Genomic DNA, 12463 nt, shown 5'->3' on the forward strand with positions numbered 1-12463 from the left:
CCGTCCGTGATGGCGCTCTTTGCGTCAGTACACGTGCAACGCCAGCACCGTGGCGTCGGGCGCCAGCATCAGCCCCCAGGCATCGTCCGCGGCGACCTCGATTTCATTGTTCTGAGCCGGGCCGCCCGCGACTTTCACCGAATATTGGTATTTGCCCGGCGGCAGTTCGAGCGTCGGTCCTTTTACGCCCGGCCCGCCGGCGCCGGCCGCGACCTTGATGGTCTGCTTGTTGATGGTCAACGATGCGTCGCTGTCGCCGAGATTGCCGAGCAACAGCTTGGCCTGGCCGGGTCTCGGCGCAACATCCGCCTTCGCGGCTGCCGCTGGAATTTTCTGGGCGAGGTTGATCGTGGTCTCGCCATCGAGGCGGCCGAGCTTCAGGATCGCCGGTCCCTCGGGGGAAGAAAATGCGAGCTGGGCCTGATCCGGCTTTACGGTCGCCCGATCGGCGATCTCCTTCCAGCCAAGCTTGCCGAGTTGGCCGCGGTAAAAGGCCAGCACTGAATGGATGTCGGCGGGGACACTGGCGTCGAGCTCCCGGCGGAACGGCGTTTCGTTGCCGGGCATTTTCCCGGTTCCGAGCGAACTCATGCTGTGCTCCTTTGGCACCGGCAGCGCTGAATCGGGATCGGCTTCGAGATCCTTCGCCGCCGTCTGCGCCGCCGCCGCCGAGGGCTTTCGTTGGCCGGCCGGGTCCGGTTCGGCGGCAGCCATCACGAGGCCCGATCCGCTGGCGCTGACATTGACCTTGGGGCCGATCTGTAGCGCGGTGAACGAGAGCCGCTTGCCGCCCTTGGCGAATTCCATCACGACCATGTTGGATTTGTTGATCACCGAAGGCTCTTCCTTCCAGCCCATCGATTTGAGGGCGCCCCGATAGAACGTCGCCAGCGCCTGAACGCTCGAAGAGGAATCGAATTCGAGCCGGCCTTCAGCCGCGCTGAATTGGACGGTTCCTGCACCCTCAGGCACCGGCACCGGCGCGATGTTGTCGGCGCGGGCTTGCAGCGGCGCGTCCGAAAGGTTGGCTGCCTGGGCCATGCGTCGGGCTTCATCGGTTGCCATCAGCGACTTCGCCGTAGCCTGTGCGTCGCTGAAAAACTTGTCGTCAGCCTCTTTCTTGGCTTTCGCCCGCGCCGCGAGCGCGGTGGGCTTGACCTGCGTGACCAAGCTGACCGTGGTCAGGTCGTATTTGCTTCCGAGCTTCAGAACGGCGGTCTCTTCCGCCGAGGAGAAGTTGAGCGTGACGTCATCGGTGGTGACGGTCGCACCGCTGGTCTCTTCTCGCCAGTTCCGCGCGGCGAGCTCGCGGCGGAAAAACCCGAGCACCGCCGGTATTTCGGCAATGACCGTGCCGCGCAATTTGCGGATATTGGAATCCGCGCGGCCTTCGCCTCCGAAGGTCTTGATATGATCCGGCGTCGGCAAGCCCGCCATCTCGCTGCCGTTGCCGAGATCGTGGACCAGCGCGAACGGCACTATCCTGATATCGACGTTGGTCTTGCCGTCGGTGCGGCGCTGCAACGAAAGCATGATCGGCGCCTGCCCGGAATCGCCGTCGCGGCGGTAATAGGCGCGCGCGCCGTTCTCGATCTTGTCGTCGAGGCTGACGTTGGGCCAGCGCGCAGCGGCGTCGGCGGCGGAGAGCGGCGACCAGCCGGCCGCGGGGAGCGCCTGGCGGAAGAAATCGAGCGTGGCGTCGACCGTGGCGGTGCTGACGCAGTTCAGATAAGGCCGGTTCTCGTCGAACACGATATCGGCGGCGCCATCGGGAAACGGCAGGTTGGCGTTGATCCGGCCGGCGTCATAATACACCGAGGATTGGTCGGGCGTCTTCGGCCGCTGTGTAAACGACACGTACAGACCCTGCCGGCCCTTCTTGAACAACAGCGAGGTGCCGGCGTCTTCCAGCGGCTGTGTGTACTGCGCCCAGCCGTCGGCGCCCAACAGCCGCTTGATCGCAGGGGTCGTCTCGGCGAGCCCCGTTGGAACGATGTACATCAACTTATTCGAGCTGGTGCGGCTGGTGTCTTCCACGGCGCCCTCAAGGCGCGGCAAGGTGCGGACATCGACCAGTCCGTCGTCGGCACGGGCGGCGATCGGTTGGGCCACGACCAGCGCAACGATGACAGCCAGCAACCATTTGCGTGTCGGGACCGGCGTCCCGCCCGTCGTTTCAGCCATTCATGATCTCCGGTATGTTGCCGATGCCCGGCGCCCGCGCGGCAGCGATGGCGCGGGTCCGTTCGGCTCCCAACGCTAGTCGCGGCCGCGGCGCTTTCGGTTCAAATCAGCCGCGTCCGCGCCGTCAGCCGCGCCGCGTGATGCGGCCGTTCTCGACATTGAAAATTTCACCCGAGGTGTCGAGTTCGGCGAACGCCGCGGGGTCGGCGCCGGTCATCCATACCTGGGCGCCGAGTTTTGCCAGTTCATCGAACAGCGCCTTGCGCCTGGCGGGATCGAGATGGGCGACGATTTCGTCGAGCAGCAAGAGCGGGGTGATGCCGGTCATTTCCGCGACCAGAGTGGCGTGCGCCAGCACCAGCCCGATCAGCAGCGCCTTTTGTTCGCCGGTGGAGGCGTCGCGCGCCGGCATGTTCTTCGGCGCGTAGATCACCTGCAGATCGGTCAGATGCGGGCCGTCGAGCGTACGGCCCGCCGCGGCGTCGCGAGGGCGGCCCTGGCGCAGGATGTCGCGGTAGCGGTCCTCGATGGCGGTAGCCGGCTCGTGCATCAGCGCGTTTTCCATCCAGCCGTCGAGCATGATATCGGCGGCGGGAAAGGCGGATTGCGCACCGCGCGCGCGCAACATCGCGGCCAGTCTTGTCAGGGTCTGGCCGCGCGTTGCCGCGACCGCGACCGCGAGCTCGGCGGTTTCCCGTTCGATCGCGTCGCACCAGTGATCGTCGAAATTACGCACCTCGAGCAGCCGGTTGCGCGATCGCAGCGAGCGGTCGAGTGCGGAGACCCGCGCCGAATGCTCGCTGTCGATCGCCAGCACCAGCCGGTCGAAGAACCGCCGCCGGTCAGATGCTGCTCCCGTGAACAGCCCGTCCATCGATGGCGTCAGCCAGACCATGCGCAAATGATCGCCGAAGGCGGTCGCCGAACTCACCGCCTCGCGATCGATCCGGCAGCGCCGGCCGCTGGCGGCGGCCTCGCTGCCCGGCGCGTCGATCCCGGTGCCGAGCGTGGCGAGTCCCAGCGCGCCCTCGACCTCGGCCGACACCGCCCACGAGCCGTCGCCCTCGATGTCGGCGACATCGTCGAGCGTCGCGCGGCGCAGGCCCCGCCCCGGCGACAGAAACGAGATCGCCTCGATACAATTGGTCTTGCCGGCCCCATTGGGCCCGACCAGCACCACCACATCCCCCCGCGTCTGCAGGCTCGCCGCCCGATAATTGCGGAAATGCGTCAGGCTGAGGCGATGAATGCGGGAGGGGGTCATATAATCTCAGTCGTCATTGCCGGGCTTGACCCGGCAATCCATCGTCCGCGCTAGCGGACAATTTCATCATATAGGTCTTTCCAGTCAGGATTGCCTGCGACGATCAGGTCGACCTTCCATTCGCGAGACCAGTGCTTGATATTTTTCTCGCGTTGAAGTGCAGCAGCTATCGTGTCGTGCTCTTCAAAATAGACCAGCATCTTGATGCCGTAGCGCTTGGTGAAGCTCTCGGCCAAGCCCTCGCGATGTTCGTAAACCCGGCGGATCAGATTGTTCGTGACGCCGATGTATAGCGTTCCACCGGGCTTACTGGCGAGAATGTATACCCAATAGCTCATTTTCTGAAGGGAATGGATTGCCGGGTCAAGCCCGGCAATGACAGTTAGAGAATCCCTACACCCGCATCGGCATCAGCACGTAGAGCGCGCCCTTGGAGTCCTTGTCCTGCACCAGCGTCGGCGAGCCGGGATCGGCCAATCGCAGCACCGCGACTTCGCCCTCGATCTGGGCGGCGATATCCAGCAGATAACGTGAATTGAAACCGATATCGAGCGCGTCGGAGGCGTATTCGACTTCCAGCTCCTCGGTGGCGCTGCCGGAATCCGGGTTGGTCACCGACAGCACCAGCTTGCCCGCCGACAGCGCCAGTTTCACCGCGCGGCCGCGTTCGCTAGAGATCGTCGAGACGCGATCCACCGCGGCCTCGAAATCCTTCTTGTCGACGATCAGTTCCTTGTCGTTGTTTTGCGGGATCACGCGGCCGTAATCCGGGAATGTGCCGTCGATCAGTTTCGAGGTCAGCACCACATTGCCGATGGTGAAGCGGATCTTGCCTTGCGATAATTCAATCAGGACTTCGGCCTCGCTATCCTCGATCAGGCGCTGCACCTCGCCGACGGTCTTGCGCGGCACGATCACGCCCGGCATCCCGTCGGCGCCCTTCGGCAGCGGCAGGTCGATCTGGGCGAGGCGATGCCCGTCGGTGGCGACCGCGCGCAGGGTCGCGGCCTTGGCGCTGCCGGCCGCGTGCAGATAGATGCCGTTGAGATAGTAACGGGTTTCCTCGGTCGAGATCGCGAATTGCGTGCGGTCGATCAGCCGCTTGACGTCGGAGGCGGCAAGCGTGAACGAATGCGTCATGTCGCCGGCGGCGAGATCCGGGAAATCGTTTTCCGGCAGCGTTTGCAGGGTGAAGCGCGACCGGCCGGCGCGGATCGCCAGCACCGAGCGATCGCCGTCGCCTTCCAGCACGATCTGGGCGCCGTCGGGCAATTTGCGCACGATGTCGTAGAACATATGCGCCGGCACCGTGGTCGACCCGGTGGTTGCGGATTCCGCCGGCAGGGTTTCCGTCACCTCGAGGTCGAGGTCGGTGGCTTTCAGCGACAGCCGCGCGCTCTCGGCGCGCAGCAGCACGTTGCCGAGGATCGGGATGGTGTTACGCCGCTCGACCACACGATGGACGTGCCCCAGCGATTTCAGGAGTTGCGCGCGTTCGACGGTAACCTTCATAGCAATACCCGCCCGATCCGAAGATGGAAAAGCCGTGGCGGCCCAAGGGCGCGCCGGGCGTTTGAGACCCGGAGGGCCCGATCAAAGCTGGATTTGATCGGGCCCGTGGGGGAGCCCAAGGTGGCGCGGATGGCGCGCCAGCGCAAGAGATGCGTGGCCCCGTTCCCCACGTTTTGCCGTGGCGGCGACCCATTTACGGAACCGCCCCGGCATGCGCCGGAGCGGTCCAACGAGGGATAGTGCCGGGCCGGCGCGGCTCGGCAGCCGTGGGTCCATACTTGGAGTCTATTCGTGCAACTGGCGCTTGAGCGATTCGACCTCTTCGGACAGCGCCACATCCTTGGCCACCAGCGCCTCGATCTTGCGCACGGCGTGCAGGACCGTGGTGTGGTCGCGTCCGCCGAACCTGCGGCCGATCTCCGGCAGCGAGCGCAAGGTCAGCGTCTTGGCCAGATACATCGCCACCTGGCGCGGCCGCACCACATTGGCGGTCCGGCGCGACGACAACAAATCCGAGCGGCTGACATTGTACTGCCGGGCCACCACACGCTGAATGTCCTCGATCTTGATCCGCTTGGGCTCCTGCGGGCGGATCAGGTCGCGCACCTCACGCTCGGCCATTTCCAGGGTGACCGGCTGGGCGTTGAGCTTGGAATGGGCCAGCAGGCGGTTGATGGCGCCTTCGAGATCGCGGCCATTATGGGTGATGGTCCGCGCCAGATAATCCAGCACCGGTTCCGGCACGTCGAAGCTGGCGTGATGGGCGCGGGCGGCGGCGACGCGGGACTTCAGGATTCCTAGCCGCAATTCCTCGCCAAGCGAACCCATCTCGACCACGAGGCCGCCGGCCAGCCGCGAGCGCACGCGATCGTCGAGGCTCTCCAGATCGGATGGCGGGCGGTCGGCGGCGATCACCACCTGACGCCCGGCGTCGATCAGCGCATTGAGGGTGTGACAGAACTCCGCCTGGGTCGATTTGCCCTGTAGGAATTGCAGATCGTCGATCACCAGCACGTCGATGCCGCGCAGCGCTTCCTTGAAGGCCAGCGCGGTCTGCGTCTTCAGCGCGGCGACAAAGCCGTACATGAATTTTTCGGCGGTGAGATACAGCACCTTGCGCTCGCTGCCGGAATTGCCGGCCCAGGTTACCGCTTGCAGCAGATGGGTTTTGCCGAGGCCGACGCCGGCATGGATATAGAGCGGATTGAACATCACGCTGTCGCCACGCCGTCCTTCCGCGACCTGGCGGGCCGCGGCGTGCGCCAGCGTATTCGAGCGGCCAATGACAAAACTGCCAAAAGTCAGGCGCGGATCGAGCGGCGAGCCGCCGAGCGCGTCATGGCTGGCGGAAACCGGCGCGATCGCGGTAGCGCGCAATTCTTGCGCGGGCCGGTTGTCGGTTCGCTCGGAGCGGCGCGCATCGACCGGTGCGGGGGCGTCCTTGGCCGGCGCCGCGCATCGCATCGCGGTGCGTACGGTGAGGTCGATGCGGTGCACTTCGGGCATCTCGGCCTGCCAGCACGACAGCACGCGCTCGGCGTAATGGGCCTGGATCCAGCTCTTGAGAAACCGTGTCGGAACCGACATGTGGACGCTTTCCGACTGCACGCTTTCCAGATCCATCCGCGCAAACCAGCTGGTGTAGACGTCTTCTCCGACGCTCGTCCGCAGACGGCCCTTCACGCGTGACCAGCGATCCTGTTCCATGTTCGACATTTCCCGATGACTTTTCAAAAAGGAGTAATTCTTGGATGGGTGAAAACCGCCGTGCGAGACTTTCGCGCGGCGTGACCTCAAGCGGGGCTTCGTCTTCAGCCATAGACCAGCCGTCCGGCGAAACGCCGCGTGGCAAATCATGGGTTGAAAGCGAGGGGTCTCCGCGAGGTCAGCGCGTACTCGACGGCCTGTCCGGAGCGCACGCGGGTGGCCGTGTACCGGCCGCCCCCGAGGGGGCATTCAGTTCGCTGTCATTTGAAAATGAAATCTGATCGACCGCCGCGATGATACCGTAAAGCATACAACCTCCCCGTCCCACCGCGGTTGCCCACGGCAAGTTGTCAGTCCGCACATATTTCAAATTCGGTCGGCAACGCCTGAAGTTTAAAATCGTTCAGTCGCTAGCCGCACACCTCAGCCCGCCGTCCTCGTTCACTTGCTTCGCGTCCGCGCGACGGGTTCACCGGCCGATGCCTATCTCTCATTTTTACGCGAACGAGACCGAGGCCTCGCTTGAGAAATTTCGACACAGAACCGCCGTCCTCATATTTGCTATGAGTTACAACCCGATCATCGCTTGGAAACGCCGCTTACGCGCACACCGCCGCCGATTTGCACGTTCGCCCCTGGTTCTCTAATCGCGCTGATCTGGAGAGCCGTGGGCGCCGCGAACGATTAAAGAAATACACTATGCACAACTTCTGACAATCCGTTGTTTCACTGGCGGCGAGAGAGTCTTCGTCGGTGTTGCGGCGCTGCAAGCGCGAAGCTCGAAAGCAACGTTTTGAATCAGCGCACAGAATCGCGCGCGCCGGGCACTGTCACAAATCTCGCCACAATCGAGAAATTTTTTCACAAAATATTTACGTTTGATCGCAAGAAGCGCGTTTTTCAAACCGCTCGGCCTCGCTATGTGGATAAGTGACTAGCGATGCGGAGCTTTTCGCGATTGTTTTTGAGGGTAACTCCCGCGCGGTATTTTTTCCGATCGAAAATCACGAGCGATCGCATCCGGATCGCATCGAGCGCCAGTTGACCGCCGCAATGCGCAATGTTTCCGAGCCATCAAAGTTTCCGGTGCATCAAAACGGCACCGCGTAAAACTACGGATAGAAATATGACGCGCGGCTCGTCGTGCGGTCATCAGGTCGTAGGACCGAAAAACAAAAAGCCCGGCAGAGCCGGGCTTTGACGAATGTTTGTTTCGATCAGTTCAGTTTCCGATCGTCTCATTCCATCGGAACAGTCCAATCGGTTGCCCCAATCGGATTGTCTCGATCAGCTCACTCGATCAGCTTACTTGGCGAGTTACTTGGCGAGCTTGGCGATCTGATGGGCGAGCCGCGAGACCTTACGGCTCGCATTGTTCTTGTGAATGATGTTGCGCTGCGCTGCCTGCATCAGTTCGGGTTCGGCGCTCGCGAAAGCCTTCAGTGCCGCATCGCGGTCGCCGCTCTTGATCGCCTCTTCGACGGTGCGAACCGCGCCGCGCATCTGGGTGCGGCGCGACTTGTTGACGATGGTGCGGCGGGCAATCTTGCGGGTCGCCTTCTTGGCGGAAGTGGTATTGGCCATGTTCTCAAATTCCTTGGGCGTGGACCGGTCGTGGTTGGTCGGACTTGAACGCGCCGGCCGTTCAACCAATTGATCGACGCTGGTGTATTTCCGGGTATTCTCGAGGGATGCCATTGCTGGAGCGAAAAGGCTCACATCGCGGCGCCGTTCAAAGAATAGCGGCGGCAGGATTGCGCCTGCCGCCATTGCCGGTCTTATAGAGGGCGCGGCTACCAGCGTCAACGCCTTCCAGCCGCTTCGGAACCGGCCGACCGGACCGGGGAAGGCCGATAAGCTGCTGATGAGGTTGAATTTCTTGTGCCGTCCCGCTAGAGCATGATCCGGGAAGTTGGGTGCCGGTTTCCCGAAAAGATCATGCTTTAATAACGGGATAGAGCGGAATGACGTTTCGGGAAAACGTCATCGGGCTCGAATGCTGGCACGGCTTTCGGGCGTGCCAGTGAGAGGATGACGGATGATCCGCGGTTTTTTCCGACTACTGGGGCTGCTGCTGCTGGCCGGCGGATTCATCTTCATGGTCTATGACGGCGCGCGCTGGGTGGCCGACCAGACCTTGCGTTTCACCCGGTTCGGCGACTTCTGGAACGACATCCACCAATCCAGCCAGACGGCCTTTCACGCCTGGGTCGAGAGCCACGCGCCCTGGCTCTGGAATAAGGTCATCCAGATTGTGCTGGATCAGCCGGTCTTCGCGGTGATGGGGATCGCCGGTATTTTGCTGATGTTGCTGTTCCGGCCGCGCAAGCCGTTGATCGGCTATTCCAGGAGCTGACGCGGCGTCGGCGCCGCGTCGATGCTGGAGCGTTTTCGAGCGAAGTGGGTACCGGTTCGCGTCAAGAAAACGCGTCAAAACAAAAGCTAGAGCATTTCTGGTTCTGATTCCATCAGAACCAGAAATGCTCTGGAGCTGCGGCGCCGGCTGCCATGTTGGCCGGCAAATACCATTTGTTAACCATAAAGGGTGCAAGACTTGAGCTGTCTCGCTATGAGGGATGGCACCAGTGCGGGTTGTGCGCGCGTTTCGACTACCGATGATTGCCGCCATGACTGCGCTCAGCCTGTCGGGCTGCATGCACGCATCCGGGCCGGTCGCGACCGTGCAGCCGCAAGGCGATCTCGACGCCATGGCCTATGGTCAGCCCTATGCGGCATCGCCGCGCGTCGTGGTCGCGGCGCCTTCGAACGATGGCGGCGGCGCCATCAGCGCGCTCCGCAACAGTTTTGCCTCGCAGCGCCCAGCCTATTATGCGCCTGGATATGCAGCTGGCCCGGTCGCGGTGCCGGTCGGCTACGCGGCCGCGCCTCAGCCCGTGGCCTATGATTCCGCCTATCGGCTCGACGCCGGTGACAAGTTGCGGGTCGTGGTGTTCGGCCAGGACGGTCTCACCAACACCTATGCGATCGATGCCGGCGGCTCGATCACGATGCCGCTGATCGGCGCGGTGCCGGCGCGCGGACGCACGCCCGCGGGGTTGGCTTCCGAGATCACCGCCAAACTGCGCAACGGTTACATCCGCGATCCGTCGGTGGCGGTCGAAATCGAATCCTATCGGCCGTTCTTTATCCTCGGCGAGGTCGCCGCTCCCGGCCAATATCCCTACGTGCCCAATATGAGCGTCGAAAGCGCGGTGGCGATCGCCGGCGGCTTCTCGCCACGGGCGCGGCGCGACTCGGTCACGCTGACCCATACCGACGCGTCAGGCTCGATGCGCGCCGTGGTGCCGCTCGGCACGCCGCTCGGCCCCGGCGATACCGTGCTGGTCGGCGAGCGCTGGTTCTGAAGAAAGCTCGATCCGCGGTCGCGCGATCAAATAAATCTATCGTGTCGCGAGATCGCGGAGTTGTGGTCGTAGCCCGGATGAGCGCAGCGACATCCTGGACTGCTGTCCCGAATATCGCTGCGCTCATCCGGGCTACAGGCCTTGCTGGATACGCGCCTTCAGGGGTACGACGCGGATCACATCACTTCAAATGCTTGGCAAAGAACTCGAGGCTGCGCGGCCAGGCGATATCGGCGCTGGCCTTGTCATAGCTTGCGCGTTCGTCGCAATGGAAGCCGTGCTGCGCGCCCGGATAGACATAGACCTCGACCTCTGGCCGCTTGGCCTTGATGGTATCGACGTCGGTGAGCGGAATGCCATGGTCCTGTTCGCCGAAATGCAGTTGCGTCGGCACCTTGGGCTTGTCGTCGGCGAAACGAACGACGGCGCCGCCGTAATAGCCGATCGCCGCCGACAATCCCTCAAGCTTGGTCGCCGCCGCATAGGCGATGCTGCCGCCGAGGCAAAAGCCGATGATCCCGACCGGTCCGACATTCTTCACCGCATCGATCGCAGCCTGGGTGTCCAGCAGCATGGCCGTCCAGTCCGGATTGGCGACGAATTTGCGCGCCACCGCGACCTCGTCGGCCGAGTAGCCGGATTGGAAATGGGGCTCGATGCGGTCGAAGATCGACGGCGCGATCGCGACATAGCCGGCGCCGGCGAGCCGGTCGCAGACCGCGCGGATGTGGTGATTGACGCCAAAGATCTCCTGGATCACCACGATGGCGCCCTTGGGCGCGCCCGCGGGCTCGGCCCGGTAGCCGCCCGATTGAAAACCATCCGAAGCCGTCAGCTTGATATCTTGTCCCACGATTGATCCATTGGTTAGGGGTTGCGTCTAGAGGTCGTCGTCGTTCGAGAGGTGATCGTCGCAAGCCGCGTCGTCGGCTGGCAAGGACGCGCGGAAAACGGGGCTATTGCCACATCCAGTTATGGCCCCAATCGCCCTTCCACGCCGCCAGCCTGCCCTGGCGGAATTGCAGATAGAGCCGGTCGTTATGATCGAACAACCCGCTGCCGCCGACATTGCGGTGGGCGAGAAAGACTTCATCGCCCGGACGGCCGCTGACGTAACTCAATTGGGTCCTCAGCGCCTGGGTGGCGTCGTCGAGATTCATCCCGACCACCAGCGGCGTGATGTTCGACAGCGTCGTGGTGAAGGGCGGGGAATGCGTGCCGTTGCCCGATGCGGCGGATTGCGCCGCGGCTGGGCCAAAGGATGCCAAGGTCACTGATACCAAGCCGACTGATGCAACGGACATCAGCGCCACAAACGTGGTGCGATACGGCCGGCTATTGGTCATGAAGCCACCTGTTCGGCGCCGCGCGGCAGCGCATCGAGAAACGGCACCACCGCGTCGATGAACGCCTGCGGCTGGTCGATGTTGACGGCGTGGCCGGCGGCGGCGATCACCACCTTCTTCGCGCCGGGAATCTTCGCCGCCATATAGTCGGAGGCCGCGAGGAACGGCGTGTCGTCGGCGCCGACCACCACGAGCGACGGCACCTTGATCTCGGGCAATAACTCGATCACCCGGGCATCGCGCTGGGTCAGCATGCCGCGCGCGGCGCGGGCGAGGCCCGAGGCGTCGCGATGGCTCACGCTCGAGCGCTCGCGGCTGGCGGATTTGAGGACATCGAGGCCGTGATGCTCGAAGCGGTCGGCGGTGTCGTGCGCGCGCTTGTTCCAGGCCTCGCGGGCGTCGTCCTTCTTGAAGCCTGGTCCGGTATCGATGATGAGCAATGCACTGACCCGTTCGGGATGCGCCCGGTAAAATGCCAGCGACATGTAACCGCCGAGCGACAGCCCGCCGACGATGGCCTTGGCGGCCCCGACCTCGTCGAGCAGGGCTGCGATGTCGCCGACGGTCAGCGCCTCGCTATAGGCCGCCGGATCGTCGGGGTAATCGGACTGGCCGTGGCCGCGCATGTCCCACACAATCAGCTTGTGGCGTTTCGCCAGCGCCTCGATCTGGCCCTGCCACATCGCCGATGTCGATGAATAGCCGTGGGTCAGGATCAGCGGCGGGCCGCTGCCATGGACCTCGTAATGGATCTTGGTCCCGTCGCGATCGATCGTTGGCATCTTGGGATTTCCTGGCGGCCTGCCGGATCAAACGGTGTGCGCCGCCATCCTAGCGCGATCCGTTCGCCGTTGTGAAATGCGCAAAAACGCTAGCAGCGCCGACGCATATGCAAAGTCGATTCGGCGAGTTGATTTGACCTGTCGATGGACCGCGCGGCAGCCGTTCGCCGCAGTGCACAACAGAAACTCCGAGAAATTATTCTCTTCGACCGATTCTAATTTGCATTGCCTCGCGATGCGAACGGTATCATCCTGCATGCAACTGGCGCTTACCCGGTGGGCGCCAGCCATGACCCAACAGTG

General features: G+C 63.3%; 11 protein-coding genes. 2 read left to right on the forward strand and 9 right to left on the reverse strand.

The annotated features are described in order from the left end of the window. Positions 1-24: 24 nt before the first annotated feature. The 6 genes from GSQ88_RS12760 to rpsT all read right to left on the reverse strand — a co-directional run bounded on the left by GSQ88_RS12760 (position 25) and on the right by rpsT (position 8251). Entirely contained in the window at positions 25-2184 is a 2160-nt protein-coding gene (locus GSQ88_RS12760) for a hypothetical protein (RefSeq protein ID WP_159008111.1), read from the reverse strand. Positions 2185-2308: 124 nt separating this feature from the next. Beyond that, a complete protein-coding gene (gene recF / locus GSQ88_RS12765; RefSeq protein ID WP_159008112.1) occupies positions 2309-3448 on the reverse strand; it encodes a DNA replication/repair protein RecF in 1140 nt (379 codons plus the stop codon). A gap of 50 nt (positions 3449-3498) precedes the next feature. Then, the gene (locus GSQ88_RS12770; protein WP_159008113.1) at positions 3499-3786 is read right to left on the reverse strand and encodes a GIY-YIG nuclease family protein; all 288 of its coding nucleotides are present in this window, start codon (positions 3784-3786) and stop codon (positions 3499-3501) included. A gap of 55 nt (positions 3787-3841) precedes the next feature. Further along, positions 3842-4960 (reverse strand): DNA polymerase III subunit beta, encoded by a 1119-nt coding sequence (gene dnaN / locus GSQ88_RS12775; protein ID WP_159008114.1) that lies wholly within the window; start codon positions 4958-4960, stop codon positions 3842-3844. Positions 4961-5245: 285 nt separating this feature from the next. Further along, on the reverse strand, positions 5246-6676 hold the full coding sequence (dnaA, locus tag GSQ88_RS12780) for a chromosomal replication initiator protein DnaA (protein WP_159008115.1): 1431 nt from the start codon (positions 6674-6676) through the stop codon (positions 5246-5248). A 1308-nt stretch (positions 6677-7984) separates the two neighbouring features. Further along, the gene (gene rpsT, locus GSQ88_RS12785) at positions 7985-8251 is read right to left on the reverse strand and encodes a 30S ribosomal protein S20 (RefSeq protein WP_159008116.1); all 267 of its coding nucleotides are present in this window, start codon (positions 8249-8251) and stop codon (positions 7985-7987) included. A 454-nt stretch (positions 8252-8705) separates the two neighbouring features. On the opposite strand from rpsT, the gene GSQ88_RS12790 reads away from it, so the two are divergent. Beyond that, positions 8706-9023: a hypothetical protein gene (locus tag GSQ88_RS12790; RefSeq protein WP_159008117.1), complete on the forward strand. Its 318-nt coding sequence runs from the start codon at positions 8706-8708 to the stop codon at positions 9021-9023. Positions 9024-9294: 271 nt separating this feature from the next. Beyond that, positions 9295-10032 (forward strand): polysaccharide biosynthesis/export family protein, encoded by a 738-nt coding sequence (locus tag GSQ88_RS12795; protein WP_246735258.1) that lies wholly within the window; start codon positions 9295-9297, stop codon positions 10030-10032. Between the two features lie 181 nt (positions 10033-10213). On the opposite strand, the gene GSQ88_RS12800 is transcribed toward GSQ88_RS12795, so the two are convergent. The 3 genes from GSQ88_RS12800 to GSQ88_RS12810 form a co-directional block, all read right to left on the reverse strand. Then, positions 10214-10885 carry a dienelactone hydrolase family protein gene (locus GSQ88_RS12800; protein WP_159008119.1) on the reverse strand — a complete coding sequence of 224 codons (672 nt, stop codon included), beginning with the start codon at positions 10883-10885 and terminating at the stop codon, positions 10214-10216. Between the two features lie 103 nt (positions 10886-10988). Further along, positions 10989-11378, reverse strand: coding sequence for a hypothetical protein (locus GSQ88_RS12805; RefSeq protein ID WP_159008120.1), 390 nt, complete (start codon positions 11376-11378; stop codon positions 10989-10991). After that, positions 11375-12160: an alpha/beta fold hydrolase gene (locus GSQ88_RS12810; RefSeq protein WP_159008121.1), complete on the reverse strand. Its 786-nt coding sequence runs from the start codon at positions 12158-12160 to the stop codon at positions 11375-11377. Before GSQ88_RS12810 ends, GSQ88_RS12805 begins: the two co-directional genes overlap by 4 nt. Positions 12161-12463 lie beyond the last annotated feature (303 nt).

Source organism: Bradyrhizobium sp. S69, from assembly GCF_009766005.1.
Classification (GTDB): domain Bacteria; phylum Pseudomonadota; class Alphaproteobacteria; order Rhizobiales; family Xanthobacteraceae; genus Bradyrhizobium.